This is a genomic window from Companilactobacillus formosensis (genome assembly GCF_005405305.1).
Lineage (GTDB): Bacteria > Bacillota > Bacilli > Lactobacillales > Lactobacillaceae > Companilactobacillus > Companilactobacillus formosensis.
The window spans coordinates 120870-142077 of the sequence record NZ_BJDU01000006.1 but is presented as its reverse complement, the minus strand read 5'-3'; the positions used below and the strand labels follow the sequence as shown (position 1 = coordinate 142077).

The following is a 21208-nucleotide window of genomic DNA, read 5'->3' as shown; positions in this document are numbered from 1 at the left end:
TCCTTTAATTATGTAATTTTGTTACATACTCAATTATGAAGGCTTTTTTCATAACATTCAAAATTTATAAGTGTTTTTAAGTTTTTTTAAGTATTAAAGCATTGATGACATCGTATGAGCATAAAGTTCATGATTCTTCATATCGATAGTAGCTTTTTTATTTTCTACACTTACATCATTAACATCTAGTCCTAAATCACTAAATACATCTTTAGAATCAACCTCTGTTGGATCGACAACAGTAACAACAATCTTTCCATCATTAGTTTCGATGTTTTCAACATTTTCAACTGTTCCCAATGAATCTAAAAGCAATAAAGCATTTTGTTGGATTGGTGTTAGTTCAACCGCTTTTGTTGCACGATCATTAACAGGACCTGATGATAAATCTTGCATATTTTCAAGTACTTGAGCAACGTCCAAACCTACAATAACTTGAATGGCTTTACCATGTCTTACGACACCAACAGCTTTATTGGCCTTAAAGAAACCATCTGTTTCAACTTTTTCGGGATCTTTAACTGTGACACGTAATCTAGTGGCACAACTTGTCATCTCATCAACATTTTCTGAGCCGCCCAAACCTTCTAGATATGCTTGAGCACGTTCAATATAAGGATTAGATGATTTTGATCCATTTGCCTTCTTAGATTTGTATTCTTTCTTATTAATTAATTTTGTATCTTCACCTTCAGCTTCACGTCCAGGTGTAGCAAAATCAAATTTTTCGATAAGAACCTTAAATACTACGAAGTAAATTAGTGCAAAAATAAGACCGATTACAATTTGAGTAATCCATGTGTGCCAATGATTTGCCCATAGCGGAATCCAGTTCATACTTGCGAATTGAATTAATCCACCATCAAATTGACCAACAATACCAAAGGCGTACATTGTAGCATCCATTGTAGCTGCTAGGAATGAGTGTACAAACCATAATACTGGAGCAGCAAATAAGAATGTAAATTCAACTGGCTCTGTAATACCAGCTGCGATAGATGTTAATCCGGCTGGAATCAATAGAGCAGCTGTTTGTTTCTTACGACTCTTCTTAGCAGTAACGTAGAAAGCATAACAAATAGCAGGAATACCAAAGACTTTTTCATTACCAAACAATTCAAATCCCATTGATGGAGCTAAAGTCTTCAAAGCTTGTGTGCTTCCAGCAAAATCTGCTAGATGTTTCAACCAGTATGGTTGCAAACCACCGGCAACAGCGGCTGGACCATATTGGAACGGAATGTAAATAAAGTGATGCAAACCGGTAGGAATAAGAACACGTTGTAAGAAACAATATATCCAAACACCTATGACACCGGAATTCTTCATGAATCCTTGTAATCCAGAAATACCCATTTGAATCTTTGGCCATACTAAACATGTAACAAAGGCCAAAACAAACATACTAGCAAATCCTAGAATAACAACATATGCGGATCCTTGGAAAGTACCTAACCAATCAGGTAACTTTTTATCGAAGTATCTATTGTGTAGCCAAACAACAATACCAGCAACAACTAAAGCACCGACAATACTAGTATCCAATGTTTTGATACCAGCAATTTCTGTCAAACCACCATTTGTGGAATTAGCAAGAATAGGCTTAGCATAATTCTTAACACCAAAGAATGGACCCCATTGGCTTAGCATTCCACCAATAAAATAATTATATGTTAAGTATGTAACTAACGATTCAAGGGCAGCACGTCCTTGAGATTTCTTTGCCAATCCAATAGGCAAACCTACAACGAATAGTAGTGGAACTTGTCTAAAGATTGTCCAACCACCTTCTTGAATCGTGTACCAAATACCGTACCAAGTGGTATTGGGTTGAGCTAAATTATGAAAAATTTCCGCATTTGTGAATAAAGAACCAAAGGCTACAACCAAACCTGCAAATGAGAAGAGCAAAACAGGGACAAACATTGCAGCACCGAATTTTTGCAATTTCTGCATCATAATAATTCATCTCATTTCTTTATTTGTTTAAAAAAAGAAAGGCATATTCTTTTTTGATATTGAATAGCCTTTCAAATAGTTAACCATGCTCAAATGTATTATTTAAGTTCTGGCCAGAAGTCCTTATTTGCAACAATCATTTCATCTAGAATATCTTTTGCGATACCTGCATCTGGTACGATCTTGCATAGACTAAATGCTTGCCATAATTTTGTATATGAATGTTCTACCCAAGCATCAACTGCAAGTTTTTCAACACTATTTTGTTCTGTAATCATACCTTTTTGATATGTAGCAGCTTTACCCATTGATAGACGTTCAGGTCCATTTGAACCAAATAGGCAAGGAACTTCAACTGTAGCTGTTGGATCGATATTTGAAATTGCTCCTTCATTAGGAATAATTGCCAACATTCTTTGATGAGTGTTATAAGCAATAGCTGTACACAAATCAACAATATATGTTGAGTGTTCATCAGGCTTGAAATCAGTATCTTTAGCAGTACCATTATCAACAATACGCTTGCATTCACCGAATACTAATTTTTGACGATGTGCTTCAACTTCATCAGTTCTTGTGTAATTAGGATCTGAATGCTTTACAACCCATGATGGATACATGTAATACTTCAAGTATGTATTAGGCAATGTTGTTGGATCTAGCTTATAAACATCCGCTGCTTTCTTAAATGTACTTTCCCAACTAGCTTCAGTACCTTTATCGTAGTCGCCGCCGACCCAGTAGCCGTTCTTTGAAACATATTCTTTCAATTGTGGCATCAAGTCATTACCTTGTTTATCTGTAATTTCTGTCCACCAACCGAAGTGGTTAAGCCCATAATATCTAAATACCAAATCGTTACGATCTTTCAATCCTACAATGGCCGCCATTCTGTCCATGATATCAATAGGCATATCACAAATATTGATAATCTTTGAATTTGGTCTCAAACGACGTGTAGCTTCAGCGACAATTGCAGCTGGGTTTGAATAGTTCAACATCCAAGCATTTGGTGAATACTTTTCCATGTAGTCTACTAATTCGATTACACCTGGGATTGAACGAAGTCCATATGCGATACCTCCGGGTCCAGTTGTTTCTTGTCCAACTACGCCGTGCTTTAATGGAATCTTTTCATCTAGACTACGCATTGCATATTTACCAACACGAATTTGTGCCATTACGAAGTCAACATCAGTAAATGCTTCCTTAGGATCTGTTGTTGCTTCAAATTCAATTTCTGGAGCTCTTTCCTTAATTAAAATAGCTGTTGCATCAGCAATTTTCTTTTGTCTCTCACCATCATTGTCATAAAACTTTAATTTTCTGAGTGGAAATTTGTCTAAACCATTTAATAATGTCAAAACAATACCAGGTGTATATGTACTACCACCACCAGCAATCAAAACGGAAAATTTTCTATCATCTTTTACGTTAACCATGAGATACCCTCCAAATATTTATATAAATGACAAACCAATTAAAAGCGCTTTCATCAATTGACAACTGCATTATGGCATCGTTTTCGAATCGGTGCAATACAATTTGGATATTCAGGGAAGCATTTCATTATTTTGAATTTTTTTCATTTTTTGAAATTTATTTCATAGACAATAAATAAACCAATTTCAAAATACCCTCGTAGTATCTAAAATTGGTTTATTATTCATGAGTTATGGATTTAATTATATGACTTTTTTCGATCCCCGATAAACTAAATAAGAAGTAATTGGCACAGTCAAGATAACGCCAATCGTACAAATTAAAGTAGTCAACACCTCGGCCACTACCAATTTATCATTAACGATTTCACCAACACCATATCCTAATGAGTGAATTACAAAGAACAAGGGGAACGTTGATGAGAAGAAGTTGAACAACAAGGTATTAGTCTGCGTATTCAAAATTTTGTTCCCTACAGAAAAACCATCATTAAAAATTTCCGTTGGTGTCAAAGTAGGTTTGCTTTCAACGATTTCGTTCAATCCACTCGTAATGGCAACACTAGTTTCTGAGATAACTCCCAAACTATTGATCACAATAATAGAAATAGCCAACTGTGGATATGATATTCCGGCTGCTAACGAGAAGGATTCCAATTCATCTTGATTTTCCGCCGCTAAGCCTTGCGCATTGGCCCAAAATTCCAAGGGTACTGTAATTAATAAGATTACTATCATTATCAATAACGATGTTTTAAAAGCTGTGCTGGCAGTTTTTCCATTATCAACATTCATATAAATCGCTACGACTAAAATAACCATGGCGATAATGCCGGTAGTAATTAAAATATTGAACCCATCAGCAATCAATATCAACAAAGCTAAGACTGACACGACGTTGATTCCCAATCCAAATAACAATGTCAAACCTCGTGTTCCCATGACGATCAATAACAAAACAACAAAGGTCAAAAATAGATATAACATTTATTTCACCTTCCTTGTAATTATTCGACTAGCAATAAAACTCGTCACTGGTACAGTCAAAACAATTCCGATTGCACTGATCAACAATTGAGTAATTCCTAAACTCAAGGTCATATTCAGCGTATAGCCTACTGAGTTACCATTACTCAAATACAACAAGACCACATTCAAGTCTTCAGCAATAACAATAAACAACAAAATATTGATTAATGGTCCGATTAATTCTTTACCGATATTGATACCGGATTTAAACAATTTATTTTCAGCAATATCCGCAACTTCTTTTTTCATTTCAATCAACGAAGAAGAAATATCCATCGTCTCGTCCAAAATAACTCCCAAGACACTGAAGATAACTTGTGATAAAAAGACACCTAAATATGGCTGCAATTCAAAATCAGTCAATTCCAGATGTATTCCACTGTAATTGGATAATCCTAAGACAAACACACTTAACAAAATTGCCGCTGTCGTTGATAAAACAGTACTTGCATAAGCCATTAAAGCTTGATAACTCGGCCCTAGAATTACTAATAACGCCGTTGCAGATATTAACAAAGCCGTTATAACGGTCAATGGCAACAAGATACTATCGTGAGTTTTAATGATAATTTGAATAAAACCATAGTAAATTACTGCATTGATCAAAACACTAATGAATAGCCGTTTACGGTCGAACTTCATACAGAACAACAAGAAAACTACTAGTCCGACGGTAAAGACAATGCTAGTGTCACGTTTAATATTTTGCGGAGTATAATTTTTTCCCGATTTAGTTAATATCACTTGTTGACCTTTCGTATATTTCGTATCGATCAACTGTGATTTGTAATACGTATTCCTAAAAGTTACTTTTTCATGTTTACGATTCAATAAAGTTCCACTGACACGTTGAGTAATTTGTGTATCAGTATTTTTATATTGATCAGTTGACGTACTCTTGTGTAAAACCTGGACTTCTTGTACTTTCATAACTGGATTTTTGTACAAAAAACTGTCGAAATGAGTAAAGACTGTTGCCAAAATGACTAATAGTCCTACTGACAAGAGAATCCGTATATTTTTTTTCATAAAAAAATTCCTCGCATTTCTGCTGATGTCTACATTATATGTTTTTTCAGAAAAAAGTTAATATTTTTTGCATTAATAATTTGTGGTTGACAATCCGTGATTATTGAAATATATTTGAGACATCAAATTTGTTAGGAGAATATATTATGAAATCATTTAACTCTCTAAACATCGTAAACGTTCGTTGGCAAAGCCGATAATTCAGATTGGTCCGAGATGGATTCAGTCTGAAGTGGATTGAATCCGTGTCGGCCTATTAAACTATGAAATTTTAAGCCTGCATGGATAAGTTTTAACAATTTAGCCATGTGGGTATTTTATTTTTAAAGACAATCCCACAAAACTCTGGGGTTGTCTTTTTTATTCGGGGGAATTTACGATGAAACATACGAGAAGACTTTACGTAACACTTATAGCATTAGCAATGTTCTTGGTTTTTGCATATTTTTACACGGGAAGAGCTGATACACAGAAACAAAATGCCATCCCTAAAGTTGGTATCCTGCAATTGATGTCGCATCCAGCTTTGGACCAAATCAACAAAGGAATCAACGATACTTTGAAGAAAAATGGTTACGTTGATGGCAAAAATATCAAAATTGAATTTCAAAACGCCCAAAACGATCAAAGTAATCTACGGACTATCAGTAAACAATTTGTTCAAGATAACGTCGATGTAGCCGTTGGTATCGCCACTCCATCGGTTCAATCACTCAAGAACGCTACTTCAAAAATTCCTATCGTTATGGGAGCTGTCACTGATCCGGAAGGTGCCGGTATCATTAGTAACAACAATAAACCAGGTAAAAATATCACGGGTGTTTCCGATCAAGCACCACTTGAAGCTCAACTGAACTTAATGAAACAAGTTATTCCTAATCTCAAAACTATCGGTATTATTTATACATCAAGCGACGCATCCGCAACTAGCCAGATGAAGAAGATGCAAAAGCTCGCTAAGAAAAAAGGCTTTAATGTCAAGGTTTCCAGTATCAATTCCGTCAACGATATCCAACAAGTCGGAACTGCTTTAGCTGAAAGTGTTCAAACAATCTACGTTCCAACTGACAATACCGTCGCTTCTGGTATGAAACTTCTATCTTCTATCGCTACTAAACAAAACATCGCTGTTTTCCCAGCCGCTACAACCATGGTCAAAGATGGTGGACTAGCAACAGTCGGTTTGAGTCAATACGAACTCGGTGAAGAAACTGGTAAACACGTTGTTAGAATTCTCGAACACAAAGAAGATCCCGCTACAACTCCTGTTACTTTCATGAAAAAAGGTCACTTGATGCTCAACGAAAAAATGGCCAAGAAACTCAACATTCAATTCTCTGATTCACTCATCAAACAAGCTCAAAAGAAAGGACAAATAATCAAATGAATCTAATCGTCTCTACTATCAGTCAAGGTTTCATCTGGTCCATCATGGCTATCGGATTATTCATCACCTTTAGAATTCTCGACTTTCCCGATATGACCGTTGAAGGAAGTTTCCCATTAGGTGCTGTAACAGCCGTTAGCTTGATTCAAAGTGGTCACTCAACTTTGTACTCACTCTTAATTGCCTTTATCTTCGGATGTTTAGCCGGTTTTGCGACGGCTTTTCTATATGCTAAATTAAACGTCCCTATCTTATTAGCTGGTATCTTAACAATGACAGCACTTTATTCCATTAATTTGAGAATCTTGGGCAAAGCCAACATGTCATTAACTAAATCTACTAATATCTTTAATCAATTTGGTTTAGATAAATTACCTACTAATTTCAACGGTATTATCCTAGGTATCATCATCATTGCTATTATCATCTTCTTGTTGATCATTTTCTTGAACACTGAAAAAGGTCAAGCCGTCATCGCAACTGGTGACAACGAAACAATGGCCGCATCCCTTGGTATCAACACAACTGTTATGAAGTTCATTGGTTTGATGGTTTCTAACGGAATCGTTGCCATTACGGGTGGTCTGATTGCTCAACAAAATGGTTTTGCGGACGTCAACATGGGTATCGGTGTCATCGTTATCGGTCTATCTGCCATCATTATCGGTGAAGTAATTTATCCTGACGTCCCACTAAGCATTCGTCTGATTACTATTGTTATTGGTAGTATCGTTTACCGTCTAATCTTGATGATTGTTCTACAACTAGGCTTCAATACCAACGATTTGAAGTTGATCTCAGCTATCATCTTGGCATTATGTCTAGCACTACCAACGATTCGAGCACAATTCTTAAAAACTATGAGAAATGGGGTTAAAACTAAATGAAACCATTACTAGAAATTAAACATGCCGTCAAAACCATTTATAATGACGACGATAATCTCAATATTCTCAACGACATTAACTTAACTATCAATCCCAAAGATTTCTTAGTTGTTTTAGGAACTAATGGTGCCGGTAAATCAACCTTACTAGACGCCATTACTGGAACTAACAAATTAACTTCCGGTCAAATTCTTCTCAACGGTGACGATATCACTGGTGAAAATTTAGCCAAAAGAAGTCGCCACATCAGTCGTGTTTATCAAGATCCCAAATCTGGAACAGCCCCTCGAATGACAGTCGCCGAAAACTTGTTGCTTGCCAAGCGCCGTGGTTTACCTAGACGTTTAAGATTACGTAAATTAAAAGAAAACATGCCTGAATTTCAAAAATTGATTTCTAACTTGCCTACTTTGGACAATCGCTTGAATACCTTCACTGAGAAGTTATCTGGTGGTCAAAGACAGACCTTGAGTTTCTTGATGGCAATCATTCAACGCCCAGAACTATTATTGTTGGATGAACATACCGCCGCCCTCGACCCTCAAACTAGCAAGGATTTAATGGAATTAACTAACAAGATTATTTTGGAAAAAGAATTGACTTGCATGATGATTACCCACGACCTATCCGATGCCATGAAATACGGTAATCGCTTGATTGTTTTAAAAAAGGGTGAAATCATCCTCGATTTGGATAAAACTGAAAAAGACAAATTGACTGAAAGTGACTTGTTGCAATACTTTTAGCCACAGCAAAAAGACGATACCTGCCAGTATCGCCTTTTTATTTGCTTTATTTTGCCAAAATTTATTGCATTGTGATTAAAGAACGTCGCTTGCTTTAACCCATTCGTTTGTAGCTACTCGGTACATTTTTTCACCATTGATTGTTGCGTATTGGTCTGTGTACCATTTTGAGTTAACACCCAAGGCACGGTTTGTAATCATCTTACCTTCAAGAGTGTATAGACGCTTGTATGAACCGTTAGTTGTTGTAACAATGCCTTCATGTTTAACAGGTGCACTAGTCATCTTCTTAACGAAAATCTTGATGTCCTTGTTACCCTTTTTATCAAACTTAATTGTAGCGTCTTTTGCATTTGTGAATGAATAACCTTTAGGTGCTTCAATCTTAGTTGAGAATGAGGCTTTCCCTGTTACTTGCTTGTAGCCTACTAAATCTTTTGAGTTTTGATCAACGAATGTAATACGAACTCTTTGAATTGTGTAACGAGGAGCTGATGGACGGTGTGAAGGTGCTGGTTTAGCTGATGTCTGTGGTTTAGAAACCCCATTACTCTGCTTAGATTTCAAATTCACTAAAATACTATTATTTTTAATTGTAAAAATTGTTTCTTTATTCACATATTCGTATTTATAAGGATTTACTTGTAATTGAAAAATACGAACTTCATTACTATCTTCAGCCACATCAACCGTTGGTTTTAAATCCTTATTATTTAGGACCTGTTTACCATCAATAATATATTTTATATTTACTCTTTTTGATTTAATGACGTTTACCTTTGCAGTATCAATTTCACCGTCCTTTGTAATATTAACTTCTTTAGGCAAAGTTTGTAATATATATCCTTCAGGTACTTGATTATCTTCTACTTTGATCTGTGTAGCATCTTTATTTACTTTAATATTTCTTGAAACTGTGGAACCATCTTTAACATTCACAAAAATAACCTTAACGTCTTTTGTACTTGTATTATTTTCTCCTACTGTTGCAACGCTTTGATCTGCTGCCATAGCAGTAATACTACTAATATTCACACCTCCTAAAACACTAGAAAACAATAATCCGGATACAATCACTGTCTTAGCTAACTTCATAATTTTTCCCTCCGAAAAGTAATTTCCCTTAATATTCCAATAAGGTAAAGCTAATGTAATATATCCGAATTTTTCTAGCAATAAAAAAAAGCATTATTTAAATTTAGTTACTATAAATATTAACTTAACAACGATTTAATTATTGTTAATGGATTGAAATATTTTATATTAATATAAGAATTTCGTTATGTAACCGACAATTTCTAATATATCCCTAATAAAAAAAGCACAAACCAATTATGATTTGTGTTTTCTTTTTGATAATTGTAAATTTTCTTTACTAATTTTATTTTTATTATTTTTGGAAGAATTTATTAATACCTGAATAACTCTGAATTATTTTATCTATTTGCAAATTCTCTGGAAGATTTACTTTTTCCAGTTTTGGATCTTCGACCAGAACTACTTTTCCCGATTGAGCTGTATTGGCTGCTTGGATACCGGAAACTGAATCTTCAAAAATAGCACTATTACTGGCTTTGCTATCAACGTTTTCGATAGCTTTCAAGAAGATATCAGGTGCTGGTTTCCCTTTGATTTGACCGTCATTAAAAGCAACTTTGCTTAAATCAAACCAACGTCCCAGTTGCAATTGATTGAAGAAAAATACAACATTAGAATATTCTGAAGCCGTTGCGATATTCAACTTAATATCATTACTTTTACACCAATCCAAAAAGTCGGCTAATCCTGGCACCAACTGAAATTCATCCGGAGTATTCAGACAAATTTCTCGATAAATATTCTCCTTTTTATCTGACAATTGAGCCAATTCAGCATCTGAAATACTTCTATCTAAATAATATTCAAAAGTATTACGATTATTGATTCCGGCAATGTGTAATTGATAGTCCTGATCAGTCAATTTGCGATTGAACTCGACTTCTAAAAATTTACCCCAAGCTCGCTTTTGAATCAGGCCGTCGAAAATCATAGTCCCGTTGAAGTCAAAAATCATTGTATCAATCATAAGCATCCTCCCATGCAAGCGCTTTTAATCAAATTGTCTCACGACTGGGTTTTTCCAACAAGTTACCTTCAAAATAAGAAATCTATTTCAAAAAAAGATAAACATTCCATTTTTCGAATAATTTTTCCAACAAAAAAACCGTGAATCAACTTGATCCACGGTCGAATTTTTTAATTATTTAATATCGGAAGCTTTAACCCATTCATTAGTAGCTACACGATACATCTTAGCTCCATTGATTGTCTTCATCAAATCAGTAGCCCAAGCTGAATTCTTACCTAAACCACGATTTGAAATAGTTTGACCATCTCTTGTATAAAGTGGTGTGATATCGACATTCTTTGTAGTTACCTTATTCACATCGGATTTTTCTGCACCAACGGCGTCGGCTTCTGTATTAGTGTTATTATCGGTTGATTTAACTGATACATCAGAGGCTTTGACCCATTCTGTAGTCGATACTTGGTAATAAACTACTCCATCCAAAGTCATCTTATTGTTCGTTTGCCAGTCAGTTCCTCCACGAAGTGCACGATTAGCTAAAGCACCAGTCTTCGTATATAGTGGTGTGTATTCTGAATTAGTATTAGTCGTTACAACGCTCTTGAATGGTGTCACTCCATCGGCGGTCTTATTAACGGTCACAATTTGAGTATTACCATTGGCTTGCAAAGTTACCGTAGCATCTTTAGCAGCGTAACCTTTTGGAAGTTGTGAAGTAACGTCGACAGTGTCACCAATTTTTTTACCAGAGATAGTAGCTGTTCCTACTTGTTCATTGTCAGCGGTCTTAAAGATTACAGTATTGCTGATTTCTTTAGTTACATTAATGCTATATGTAGCGTCTTTTGTAATTCCAACACTAGCATCAGCGTCACTCAAAACATAACCCGTGATATCTGGTTTAGGAATTGACAAAGTTTGTCCAATAACGGCATCAACACTTATTTGTCCTACTTGAATTTTAGTTGCCTCATCAACGTAATTGATCGTGACATTAGTAATTTGATCTGTCTTCACAACTTTAAAAGTTTGAGTAGTTCCGTCAGCTTTGACAACTGCTTCTTGATCAAGTCCTGGATATAGTGAATAACCGTCTGGCATGCTGATTTTTGCACCAACACTAGCCTTCACTGATGTGGCAGGAAGATCCTTAATAGCATTGCCGTTAACATCAGTAAATTTAATCAAATTCGTAGCTTCATTTTCTGTTGTAGTTGAAGCAGTTCCTTCAGCGTTAACAGTTGTAACAGGAGCACTAACTGTGCCTAGTACCATACCTGATACTAGTAATCCACTCAATAATAATGATGTAGCTTTTTTCACAATAAACCCTCCGTATCCTATTTGTTCATGTAAATATTAGTTTAATTAAATATTTCTTTCAAGTTTATGATTTTTTACTGACCGAATCCTTCTGGAATCCCTAATGCCACTCGTGCGTAGCGGCTCATTTTAGAAATATCCCAGATTGGATACCAAACTAACTCGATTTCACAATTCTTAATACCATCAACAGATTTAACAGCTGTAGTAATTGTATCGTGTAACATGTCGCTGAGAGGACAGCCCATTGTGGTCAAAGTCATCGTTATAACGGCATCAGTCTCATTTTCAATCTCTACTTCATAAATCAAACCTAAATTAACAATATCGATTCCTAGTTCGGGATCAATTACTTCCTCTAAGGCGTCCATAACTAGGTCTTTTTTTGTCTTATCTTCTGTCATATTCTTTAACCAATTGATCCTTCCATTTCATAACTGATCAAACGATTCAATTCAACCGCATATTCCATAGGGAGCTTCTTCGTAAATGGTTCAACAAAGCCCATAACAATCATCTCGGTAGCTTTTTCTTCAGATATTCCTCGACTCATTAAGTAATAGAGTTGTTCCTCGGAAATCTTCGATACCCGGGCTTCGTGTTCCATTGAAACGTTGGCATTATCAATCTCATTGTAAGGGATCGTATCTGATGAAGATTGGTCATCCATGATAATCGTGTCGCATTCAACGTGAGCCTTTGAACCATCGGAATGTTTGCCAAATCTGACCGTTCCTCGATAATCTACTGATCCGCCAGTTTGAGCAATTGATTTAGAAACAATTGAACTAGAGGTGTTTTTGGCGTTATGAATCATACGTGCACCAGAATCTTGGTGGATTCCATTACTAGCCACGGCAATCGACAACATTGTTCCTCGAGCATTTTCGCCATTTAAGTAAACACTAGGATATTTCATCGTAACTTTTGAACCAAGGTTGCCGTCGACCCATTCCATTGTGGCGTTCTCTGCAGCAGCAGCTCGTTTAGTCTCCAAACTATAAACATTATCAGACCAATTTTGAATCGTTGTATAACGGCAGTAAGCATCACGTAAAACATTAACTTCAACAACCGCCGCATGCAGACTATCAGAAGAATAATTTGGTGCCGTACAGCCTTCCACGTAGTCAACTTTGGCGCCTTCATCAACGATAATTAAAGTTCGTTCGAATTGTCCTGAGTTTTCGGCGTTTAATCTGAAATAAGACTGAATTGGAATATCGCAACGAACACCTTTAGGGACATAAATAAATGAACCACCCGACCAAACTGCTCCATTCAAAGCCGCAAATTTATTGTCAGTAGGTTTAACTAGTTTGCCAAACCATTTTTTAAAAAGTTCTGGATATTCTTGTAGTGCCGTATCAGTATCAGTGAACAATATTCCCAATTTTTCAAATTCATTGCGCATATTGTGATAGACGACTTCCGATTCATATTGAGCTGAAGACCCAGCTAAATATTTTCGTTCTGCTTCGGGGACGCCCAAACGGTCAAAGGTTTCCTTCATCTTGTCCGGCACATCATCCCAATCACGATATTTTCTATCAGTCATTTTTTGATAATACAACATGTTTTTCAAATCCAAATCCGACAAATCCGGGCCGAAATTAGGCATCGCCAATTTTTGATAGGTTTTATAAGACTTTAACCGATAATCTAACATCCATTGTGGTTCATTCTTTTCGGCTGAGATTTGGCGGACCGTCTCTTCTGTCAAACCACGTCCAGTAGTAAATTTAGGTTTTACATCATCGTGAAAACCGTATTCGTATTCTGAATTTCCTAAATCAATCATCGACTTCTTCTCCTAACGATTTTCTCAAAGCCCACCAGCTCAATGTGGCACATTTAATTCGGGCTGGAAATTGCATGATACTAGATAAAATTGCAGCATCACCTAGTTTTTCTAAATCCGAATCTGGATGTTTTTTACCCATGACCATATCAGAAAAGATGTGGGCCATTTCTAGTCCTTGTGTGGTGGTTTTACCAATTATAGCATCAGTCATCATGCTGGCCGATGCTTGACTGATGGTACAGCCTTCACCACTGAATCCTGCATCGACAATTTTGTCATCTTTGATTTTCAACTCTAAATTGATCACATCGCCACAAGTTGGATTTTTCAAAGTCGTTGTGGTCGTTGCTTGTGGTAAAGCGTGTTTATGATGCGGATTTTGTGAGTGATCCAAGATAACTTCACGATATAGATTGTTTAATCCCATTAAACTCATACTCTGAAGAACTCCTTTGTATCAGTGATTGCTTGTAATAATTTATCAACATCAGCTTTAGTATTGTAAAAATAAAAACTAGCACGAACAGTTGCTACGACACCTAAGTATTTCATCAATGGTTGGGCACAATGATGTCCCGCTCTGACAGCCACTCCATCCATATCAAAAGCGGTCGCCACGTCATGCGGATGTAAATTGCTGAGATTAAAAGATATAACGGTGTTATGTGCTGTAGAATCTTGTGGTCCATAGACTGTTAATCCTTTGATATCCAGCAATTTGGGCAATGCATAATCAATTAATTCTTGTTCATATTCGGCAATATTTTCCATTCCCAAATCATTCAAATAATCGATAGCCTTGCCTAATCCAATTGCACCACTGACATTTTGCGTTCCCGCCTCGAATTTCCAAGGCAACTCGCTCCAGGTACTGTCGAATTTGTCGACTGAATTGATCATCTCGCCCCCAAATTGATATGGCGACATCTGTTCTAATAATTCTTTTTTACCATACAAAACGCCGATTCCCATTGGACTCAACATCTTGTGTCCCGAAAAAGCATAAAAATCAGCATCTAATACTTGAACATCGACTGGTTGGTGAGGAACTGCTTGAGCACCATCAACTACTATAACGGCGTTATGAAGATGTGCAATTTGAGCTAACTTCTCAATATCATTAGTCACGCCCAATACATTACTGGCATGTGTCACAGCAACAATTTTAGTTTTATCAGTGATTTTACTTTGCGCATCATTCATGTCTAATTGACCATCATTAGTTAATTCAATATATTTCAAAACTGCATTTTTTCTGAGAGCAAGTTGTTGCCAAGGAATCAAATTGCTGTGATGTTCCATGTAAGTGATAACTATTTCATCACCTGGTTGAATATTTGCTTCACCATAAGTACTAGCTACTAAGTTCAAACTATCCGTCGTTCCTTTAGTGAAAATAATTTCTTTACTAGACTTAGCCTTAATAAAGCGCTGAACTTTTTTACGAGCCAATTCATATTCATCAGTTGCTCTTTGCCCTAAAGTATAAACGCTGCGATGTGTATTGGCATTGATGGTCTGGTAATAATTAGTAATCGAATCAATCACTGCTTGTGGTTTTTGGGAAGTGGCGGCGCTATCTAAATAAACTAATGGTTCATCATTTATTCGTTGTTTTAAGATTGGAAAATTATCACGAATTTTCTGAAATTGCTTGTCCATTTGCCAACTTCCTTTCAATTGTTTGTACTAATTGTTCTCTAATTGCCTTAGATGGAATAGAAACTAACACATCACCTAAGAATCCACGAATAACCATTCTTTGGGCAGTTTTCTTATCCAAGCCACGGCTCATCAAATAATAGAGTTGATTTTGATCGACTTGACCAACACTAGCGGCATGTCCTGCTAAGACATCATTTTCATCAATCAACAAAATCGGATTTGCATCCCCGTGAGCATGACTCGACATCATCAAGACACGATTTTGTTGTTCTGCGTTAGCTCCGGAAGCACCTTTGATAATATGACCGATACCATTAAAAATCAGTCGTGAATGGTCGGTTATTACCCCACGTTGGTTGATATTGCCGATAGTTTTCTTACCATAATTAGTAACTCGAGTATTGACCCCTTCAAGTTGTTTGCCAGCAGTAATGTCGACGACTTTAATTTCTGAATGTGCGCCAGTACCTTTTAAATCAGTGTCGAAATCAGCTACCGTATTGCCTTCATTCATCAAGCCAATCGACCAATCAACGTAAGCATCTTGTTCTACATTTGCTCGGCGACTTAAATATGACGTTACATTTTGACCGAGTTCATCAACTGCCGCATACTTCACTTCACTATTGGCCAAAGCTTTGATTTCCACAACACAATTGGCGACACTTTCTTGATCGCCATTGGTAGTAGTTTTTTGAATCAATGAGAACTTTGAATTTTCACCTGCTACGACTAAAACGTGAGAAACAAATGGCTGACTGGAATCTTGTTGGAACTCTAATTCGATTGGCTTTTCAATAACAGTATTTTTGTGGACGTATAAAAAAACGCCATGATTTACATATGCCGCATGATAAGCCGACAACTTGTTTTCATTTACTTTGATTACGGTGTACAAATACTTCTGAACTAAATCAGGATATTCATTTAGAGCCTCAAACAAATCCATTAAAATATAATCATCTCGTGGCACTACATTTGTCTTAATAATCGTCTCAGTCGATGGCGTCAGTTGCCAATTATGAAAGTCAAAACGCTGTATTGTTGGCAATGGCAATTCATCAATCAAATCTAATGCCGTCAGTCTTTTTTGAACGAACCAATCTGGTTCATTAATTGTCAGATTTTCTAATGTCATAATATCCCCTTAATCGTCGACTAGATTAGCTTTGATTCCTAGTTCATCGCGCAAACCTGCATAACCTTCATCTTCTAGTTTCTGCGCTAATTCGGCTGAACCAGTTTCGACAATTCTTCCGTCCATCATTACGTGGACCACGTCTGGTTTGATGTAATTCAAAAGTCTTTGATAATGTGTAATGATCAAAGCACCGAAATTGTCTCCTCGCATTGAATTAACACCCTTTGAAACAACTTTTAAAGCATCGATATCAAGCCCTGAGTCGATTTCATCTAATAAGGCAAAACTGGGTTTGATCATCAGCAATTGTAAAATTTCATTGCGCTTCTTTTCACCACCAGAAAACCCTTCGTTTAAGTAACGCTCTGTCATAGCTTGACTCATATCTAACAGTTCCAAATTTTTATCAAGCTCTTTCAAAAAATCCATCACAGAAATTTTGTCATCTGCCGGACGTCTAGCATTAATCGCCGCTCTCAAAAATTCAGCGTTAGTAACCCCTTGGATTTCAGCGGGATATTGCATCGCCAAAAACAATCCTTTTCGAGCACGCTGATCGACTGGCATGTCCAAAATACTTTCACCATTCAAGAGAATATCGCCTTTAGTAACGTGATAGTTTTTTTGACCCATAATAGTCTGCGATAACGTTGATTTTCCTGTACCATTAGGTCCCATAATGGCATGAATCTCACCAGTATTCATCATCAAGTTGACGCCTTTGAGGATCTCTTTTTTATTCTTAGTCTCTTCGTCTTCCACTTCAACGTGTAAATCTTTTACTTCAAGTGTTGCCATTGTGATCCTCCAAATATTTTCGATAACAACATTATAATATGAAAAAACTAAAAAAACGTTCAATTAACAAATGAACGTTTTTTAATCTAAATTTAAAATTTCATACTCAAAACCACAAGCATCAATAAACTTCATCAAGTCACTAGCAGTTAAGAAAATCGTGTGCGTATTGACGTTCGGATGGAATGTCAGAATCTCTTCACTATCTAACATTTCTTTATCAAAATACAACTTTATATTGTGAGCTGTATTATTCATAATGCCAAATGGTGAAACGATTCCTGCCTCCAGACCGAGTTGCTCTTCAATATCGTGATCATGTGCCATTGAAATACGTTTTGTTCCTGTAAGCTCTTGAAAATTCTTGAAATCCATGCGTTTTTTATCATCCATGATCACTAAGTAGAAATGCTTCTTCTTATCTTTCAAAAACATTGTCTTAGTTCTAACGCCTTCTAATCCGGCAATATAATTATCAGCTTGCTCAGTTGTTTCGGCTGCTGGATGGTCAACCACTTTATATTTAATATCTATCTGATTGAGTTTTTCTGCCAAATCTTTATAAGCTTGTTCTGAACCCTTACTCATGATTGTCATTACCCTTCATATCTTGATATTGTTTGCGCAAAGCGTTGATTCTTAATTCCACTACTTCGTTATGATTAATTTTAGCAAAAGCCATCGCATCCGTTAATAAATCTTTGACATCCGCTGCTGGTTGATTTTTATCAATTGCAATTTTAGCTTCTAACAATTTCAATCTTGGTAAATAGTAAGTAATATGCTGTTCAGAACACAACTTGATTCCACGTTTAACCAATTCCAAACTAGTCTCGAAATCATTTTTGACAATCAAAAAATCAGCCGTATAGAAGACAATTGTCAGAATGCGCAAGTATACATTTAAGCCACTTTTTTGGAAAGTTTGATCCTTGTGCACATTAATATAATCCAAAACTTTGTCAAAATAAAATTCGGCTTGTTCCATTTTGTTGATACGTGAATAAAAAATTCCCATTCCTACATATGATAAGTAAGAATAAATCGTCCGATGTTCTTCGTCCAAATTATCTAAAATCTGTGAAAAATTGTAAAAAAGCTCTTCAAATTTACCATTTGTCAAAGTTATGAATAATCCCTTTTGGTAATAAAATTGCATTTTTAATTCATTATTATTAACATCCTCGACATTTAAGTCCTTTAAAGACTCGGAAACCTTGGCATAGTCTTCCATCATTAAATCGCTTTCAATACGATTCAAAACTGTCCGCATATGAGTAGTTGATGCACTCGAATTTTTGTAAAGATCATCCACTGACAATCCAAGTCGTTCGCATAATTTATTGAGAATTGCTAAGGACGGTACTCGACCATTATTTTCAAATTTACTGAGCGTTGATTGTGTACAAATCCCTTGACAGAGCTTAACTTGTGACATTTTTAATTCTTTTCTACGTTCGATAAAAATATTAATATCCATATTTATTTCCTCATTCGTTTCTCGCACGGTAGATAACTGATGCGAGACATTATCAAAACACTAACATCCCGCATTTTTCGTCCAAAAAGTATCCTACTATTACAATCAATTATCTAATTTATAGGTTGCTTTGTAAACATATATAACTACATTTATATTGGTTCAATTTACATAAAAAAATGTAGAATATTTTAATATTTATAATCGCTTACAGAGATTTTTCAAACAAATATGAAAAAAAATATGACATTTCAGTAAGAGTGAGTTATTATATATTCCATGATTTAAATACAGTTGTTCACATTTTATGAACACACAAGGGTGGGAACTAATATGGCTAAAGAAAATTTAAGCCGAAGTTTATCTTCAAGACAAATGCAAATGATTGCTCTAGGTGGGACCATTGGGGTTGGACTATTCATGGGTTCTGCTTCCACCATTAAGTGGACCGGTCCTTCAGTCTTGTTGGCTTATGCTTTAGCTGGATTGATCCTTTATATGGTGATGCGAGCACTTGGTGAAATGCTTTACGTTGATCCTTCAACAGGTTCATTTGCTAAATACGCTACCGAATACATACACCCAGTTGTTGGATATTTAACAGCTTGGAGTAATGTCTTCCAATATTTAGTCGTTGGTATCAGTGAAGTTATCGCTGTTGGAACTTATTTGGAATTTTGGTTCCCCACGATGCCAAAATGGATTGCCGGAGTAGTTGTCGTTATAACGCTCTGTGTGGCTAATTTGACTTCTGTTAAGGCCTATGGTGAATTGGAATTCTGGTTTGCTTTAATCAAAGTTTTAACAATCATTATGATGATCATCCTAGGATTTTTTGTCATCGTCTTCGGTGTTGGTAATGGTGGACATCCCGTTGGTATCAGCAACCTTTGGACTCATGGTGGATTTTTCACAGGTGGTTTGAAAGGATTTATCTTTGCTCTATCAATTGTTGTTGCTTCATATCAAGGAATCGAAGTCATCGGTATTACAGCCGGTGAAGCTGAAAACCCTCAAGAAAATATTGTTAAAGCTATTCGCTCTATTGTTGGTAGAATTTTGATTTTCTATATTGGTGCTATTTTTGTTATCGTTTCAATCTATCCTTGGAACAAATTAGGTACGATTGGTTCACCTTTCGTAGAAACATTTGCTAAAGTTGGTATCACATTTGCTGCTGAAATCATCAACTTTGTTATGTTGACGGCTGCCATGTCCGGATGTAACTCTGGTATCTTCAGTTCCAGTCGGATGCTTTATACATTAGGTTTGGAAAAACACTTACCTAAGTCATTCGTTAAACTATCAAAACACAATGTACCTTACATTCCCGTTCTAGCTATCTCAACTGGTATCTTAGTCGGTTTGATTTTGAATTATGCATTGCCTGCATTACTACACACATCAAGTAACATTTTCGTTATCGTTTATAGTTCCAGTGTTTTACCAGGTATGGTTCCTTGGTTCGTTATTCTAATTAGTGAATTGAGATTTAGACATATCAATAAGGATAAAATGGATAAACATCCTTTCAAAATGCCACTTTATCCAATCAGTAATTATTTAGCTATTGCCTCATTATTAGTTATCCTAGTCTTCATGTTCTTGAATCCTGAAACGACAGTTTCTCTACTAGTCGGTGTCGCCTTTCTAGTAGTTATGACCATCATCTACTTCGTTAAAGAAAGAAAACCTGCTAAAGTCAGTGTTAAAGAAGAAATTGAAGATGAAGAATTAGATTAAAAAAATACCTCCCAGATTTTTTTCTAGGAGGTATTTTTTTAAATAAAATCAGTAACTTCATCAACGTTATAACGGACTGACTTAGTATAGTCACCATCTGGTTTACCAATGGCAATTGAAGTGATTGGAATATAACGGTCGCCATCTAAGCCTAAAGCTGGAGCAACTTTGTCGAAGTAGTAACCTGACATTGGATTAGCTTCATAGCCATGAGCACGAGCAACTAGCATCAATTGCATGGCAGCCATTGAACCATCGATCGTAGCATCTTTTTCCAAGAAACTTCTGTCAGCGTGTTCATACAATGGCAAGAAAGTCTTAAATACTTTGTCACGTTCTTCGGGACTGATTTGGCCATTCTCACAAGCCTTATTCCAAACGTCACGGTACTTGTAGTGGGATTGTGTGTCTCCTAAAACAAAAATCAAAGCAGAACAAGTATCGGTTTGTGGGTAGTTAAAAGGCATCATAACTGAACGAGCCTTCTTCTTACCTTCCTCATCATCACAAACGACAAAATGCCATGATTGCAAGTTACATGCTGAAGGAGCCGAAAGAGTTTCTTTCAACATTTCGTTAATCTCTTCACGAGAAATCTTAACGTCTGTCTTAAACTTACGATACGAGTGACGATTTAACATAATGTCTTTAAAATCATTGTTTACCATATTTTTTGTTTCATCCATACAAAAACACCTCTCAACTTT

The 21208-nt window shown here is 36.1% G+C and carries 20 protein-coding genes; 4 read left to right on the top strand and 16 right to left on the bottom strand.

Translation table 11 applies throughout. The features are described 5' to 3' along the window. Positions 1 to 93: 93 nt before the first annotated feature. From FFM65_RS08480 to FFM65_RS08465, 4 genes are all read right to left on the bottom strand, one after another. Positions 94 to 1959, bottom strand: coding sequence for an alpha-glucoside-specific PTS transporter subunit IIBC (locus FFM65_RS08480; protein WP_119317008.1), 1866 nt, complete (start codon positions 1957 to 1959; stop codon positions 94 to 96). 98 nt (positions 1960 to 2057) lie between these two features. Next, positions 2058 to 3401 carry a 6-phospho-alpha-glucosidase gene (locus FFM65_RS08475; RefSeq protein WP_119317007.1) on the bottom strand — a complete coding sequence of 448 codons (1344 nt, stop codon included), beginning with the start codon at positions 3399 to 3401 and terminating at the stop codon, positions 2058 to 2060. A gap of 243 nt (positions 3402 to 3644) precedes the next feature. Beyond that, positions 3645 to 4388 (bottom strand): YibE/F family protein, encoded by a 744-nt coding sequence (locus FFM65_RS08470; RefSeq protein ID WP_119317006.1) that lies wholly within the window; start codon positions 4386 to 4388, stop codon positions 3645 to 3647. Then, entirely contained in the window at positions 4389 to 5459 is a 1071-nt protein-coding gene (locus tag FFM65_RS08465; RefSeq protein ID WP_119317005.1) for a YibE/F family protein, read from the bottom strand. 379 nt (positions 5460 to 5838) lie between these two features. Here FFM65_RS08465 and trpX point away from each other — a divergent pair, with 379 nt between their 5' ends. From trpX to FFM65_RS08450, 3 genes are read left to right on the top strand one after another with little or no spacing between them, the layout of a single operon-like run. After that, positions 5839 to 6846 carry a tryptophan ABC transporter substrate-binding protein gene (trpX, locus tag FFM65_RS08460; RefSeq protein ID WP_119317004.1) on the top strand — a complete coding sequence of 336 codons (1008 nt, stop codon included), beginning with the start codon at positions 5839 to 5841 and terminating at the stop codon, positions 6844 to 6846. After that, positions 6843 to 7733, top strand: coding sequence for an ABC transporter permease (locus tag FFM65_RS08455; protein ID WP_010018050.1), 891 nt, complete (start codon positions 6843 to 6845; stop codon positions 7731 to 7733). The genes trpX and FFM65_RS08455 overlap by 4 nt, the downstream gene beginning before the upstream one ends. After that, a complete protein-coding gene (locus FFM65_RS08450; protein WP_119317003.1) occupies positions 7730 to 8479 on the top strand; it encodes an ABC transporter ATP-binding protein in 750 nt (249 codons plus the stop codon). The genes FFM65_RS08455 and FFM65_RS08450 overlap by 4 nt, the downstream gene beginning before the upstream one ends. Before the next feature lie 75 nt (positions 8480 to 8554). Here the strand turns inward: FFM65_RS08450 and FFM65_RS08445 are convergent, their stop codons facing one another. From FFM65_RS08445 to FFM65_RS08395, 11 genes are all read right to left on the bottom strand, one after another. Next, positions 8555 to 9574 carry a hypothetical protein gene (locus FFM65_RS08445; RefSeq protein ID WP_119317002.1) on the bottom strand — a complete coding sequence of 340 codons (1020 nt, stop codon included), beginning with the start codon at positions 9572 to 9574 and terminating at the stop codon, positions 8555 to 8557. A gap of 295 nt (positions 9575 to 9869) precedes the next feature. Further along, on the bottom strand, positions 9870 to 10544 hold the full coding sequence (locus tag FFM65_RS08440) for an HAD family hydrolase (protein ID WP_119317001.1): 675 nt from the start codon (positions 10542 to 10544) through the stop codon (positions 9870 to 9872). A gap of 174 nt (positions 10545 to 10718) precedes the next feature. Further along, complete coding sequence (locus tag FFM65_RS12355) at positions 10719 to 11870, bottom strand: SLAP domain-containing protein (RefSeq protein WP_245954191.1); 1152 nt, start codon at positions 11868 to 11870, stop codon at positions 10719 to 10721. A gap of 74 nt (positions 11871 to 11944) precedes the next feature. Further along, positions 11945 to 12274: a metal-sulfur cluster assembly factor gene (locus tag FFM65_RS08430; RefSeq protein ID WP_119317000.1), complete on the bottom strand. Its 330-nt coding sequence runs from the start codon at positions 12272 to 12274 to the stop codon at positions 11945 to 11947. 5 nt (positions 12275 to 12279) lie between these two features. After that, positions 12280 to 13671: a Fe-S cluster assembly protein SufB gene (gene sufB, locus FFM65_RS08425; protein WP_119316999.1), complete on the bottom strand. Its 1392-nt coding sequence runs from the start codon at positions 13669 to 13671 to the stop codon at positions 12280 to 12282. Next, positions 13664 to 14110: a Fe-S cluster assembly sulfur transfer protein SufU gene (sufU, locus tag FFM65_RS08420; RefSeq protein ID WP_119316998.1), complete on the bottom strand. Its 447-nt coding sequence runs from the start codon at positions 14108 to 14110 to the stop codon at positions 13664 to 13666. Before sufU ends, sufB begins: the two co-directional genes overlap by 8 nt. Next, positions 14107 to 15336 carry a cysteine desulfurase gene (locus FFM65_RS08415; protein ID WP_119316997.1) on the bottom strand — a complete coding sequence of 410 codons (1230 nt, stop codon included), beginning with the start codon at positions 15334 to 15336 and terminating at the stop codon, positions 14107 to 14109. The genes sufU and FFM65_RS08415 overlap by 4 nt, the downstream gene beginning before the upstream one ends. Further along, a complete protein-coding gene (sufD, locus tag FFM65_RS08410) occupies positions 15308 to 16477 on the bottom strand; it encodes a Fe-S cluster assembly protein SufD (RefSeq protein ID WP_119316996.1) in 1170 nt (389 codons plus the stop codon). Before sufD ends, FFM65_RS08415 begins: the two co-directional genes overlap by 29 nt. Positions 16478 to 16486: 9 nt before the next feature. Next, on the bottom strand, positions 16487 to 17278 hold the full coding sequence (gene sufC, locus FFM65_RS08405) for a Fe-S cluster assembly ATPase SufC (protein ID WP_119316995.1): 792 nt from the start codon (positions 17276 to 17278) through the stop codon (positions 16487 to 16489). Positions 17279 to 17359: 81 nt separating this feature from the next. Continuing rightward, entirely contained in the window at positions 17360 to 17866 is a 507-nt protein-coding gene (locus tag FFM65_RS08400; RefSeq protein WP_119316994.1) for a prolyl-tRNA synthetase associated domain-containing protein, read from the bottom strand. Continuing rightward, positions 17859 to 18758 (bottom strand): helix-turn-helix domain-containing protein, encoded by a 900-nt coding sequence (locus FFM65_RS08395; protein ID WP_119316993.1) that lies wholly within the window; start codon positions 18756 to 18758, stop codon positions 17859 to 17861. The genes FFM65_RS08400 and FFM65_RS08395 overlap by 8 nt, the downstream gene beginning before the upstream one ends. A gap of 333 nt (positions 18759 to 19091) precedes the next feature. Here FFM65_RS08395 and FFM65_RS08390 point away from each other — a divergent pair, with 333 nt between their 5' ends. Next, positions 19092 to 20501: an amino acid permease gene (locus tag FFM65_RS08390; RefSeq protein ID WP_119316992.1), complete on the top strand. Its 1410-nt coding sequence runs from the start codon at positions 19092 to 19094 to the stop codon at positions 20499 to 20501. Positions 20502 to 20539: 38 nt separating this feature from the next. Here the strand turns inward: FFM65_RS08390 and FFM65_RS08385 are convergent, their stop codons facing one another. Beyond that, complete coding sequence (locus FFM65_RS08385) at positions 20540 to 21187, bottom strand: nitroreductase family protein (RefSeq protein WP_119316991.1); 648 nt, start codon at positions 21185 to 21187, stop codon at positions 20540 to 20542. Between the last annotated feature and the right edge of the window lie 21 nt (positions 21188 to 21208).

Excerpts from the sequence above, each read along its gene's own strand:
- FFM65_RS08480 (WP_119317008.1), bottom strand. The coding sequence starts at position 1,959 with ATGATGCAGAAATTGCAAAAATTCGGTGCTGCAATGTTTGTCCCTGTT.
- FFM65_RS08475 (WP_119317007.1), bottom strand. The coding sequence starts at position 3,401 with ATGGTTAACGTAAAAGATGATAGAAAATTTTCCGTTTTGATTGCTGGT.
- FFM65_RS08470 (WP_119317006.1), bottom strand. The coding sequence starts at position 4,388 with ATGTTATATCTATTTTTGACCTTTGTTGTTTTGTTATTGATCGTCATG.
- FFM65_RS08465 (WP_119317005.1), bottom strand. The coding sequence starts at position 5,459 with ATGAAAAAAAATATACGGATTCTCTTGTCAGTAGGACTATTAGTCATT.
- trpX (WP_119317004.1), top strand. The coding sequence starts at position 5,839 with ATGAAACATACGAGAAGACTTTACGTAACACTTATAGCATTAGCAATG.
- FFM65_RS08455 (WP_010018050.1), top strand. The coding sequence starts at position 6,843 with ATGAATCTAATCGTCTCTACTATCAGTCAAGGTTTCATCTGGTCCATC.
- FFM65_RS08450 (WP_119317003.1), top strand. The coding sequence starts at position 7,730 with ATGAAACCATTACTAGAAATTAAACATGCCGTCAAAACCATTTATAAT.
- FFM65_RS08445 (WP_119317002.1), bottom strand. The coding sequence starts at position 9,574 with ATGAAGTTAGCTAAGACAGTGATTGTATCCGGATTATTGTTTTCTAGT.
- FFM65_RS08440 (WP_119317001.1), bottom strand. The coding sequence starts at position 10,544 with ATGATTGATACAATGATTTTTGACTTCAACGGGACTATGATTTTCGAC.
- FFM65_RS08430 (WP_119317000.1), bottom strand. The coding sequence starts at position 12,274 with ATGACAGAAGATAAGACAAAAAAAGACCTAGTTATGGACGCCTTAGAG.
- sufB (WP_119316999.1), bottom strand. The coding sequence starts at position 13,671 with ATGATTGATTTAGGAAATTCAGAATACGAATACGGTTTTCACGATGAT.
- sufU (WP_119316998.1), bottom strand. The coding sequence starts at position 14,110 with ATGAGTTTAATGGGATTAAACAATCTATATCGTGAAGTTATCTTGGAT.
- FFM65_RS08415 (WP_119316997.1), bottom strand. The coding sequence starts at position 15,336 with ATGGACAAGCAATTTCAGAAAATTCGTGATAATTTTCCAATCTTAAAA.
- sufD (WP_119316996.1), bottom strand. The coding sequence starts at position 16,477 with ATGACATTAGAAAATCTGACAATTAATGAACCAGATTGGTTCGTTCAA.
- sufC (WP_119316995.1), bottom strand. The coding sequence starts at position 17,278 with ATGGCAACACTTGAAGTAAAAGATTTACACGTTGAAGTGGAAGACGAA.
- FFM65_RS08400 (WP_119316994.1), bottom strand. The coding sequence starts at position 17,866 with ATGAGTAAGGGTTCAGAACAAGCTTATAAAGATTTGGCAGAAAAACTC.
- FFM65_RS08395 (WP_119316993.1), bottom strand. The coding sequence starts at position 18,758 with ATGGATATTAATATTTTTATCGAACGTAGAAAAGAATTAAAAATGTCA.
- FFM65_RS08390 (WP_119316992.1), top strand. The coding sequence starts at position 19,092 with ATGGCTAAAGAAAATTTAAGCCGAAGTTTATCTTCAAGACAAATGCAA.
- FFM65_RS08385 (WP_119316991.1), bottom strand. The coding sequence starts at position 21,187 with ATGGATGAAACAAAAAATATGGTAAACAATGATTTTAAAGACATTATG.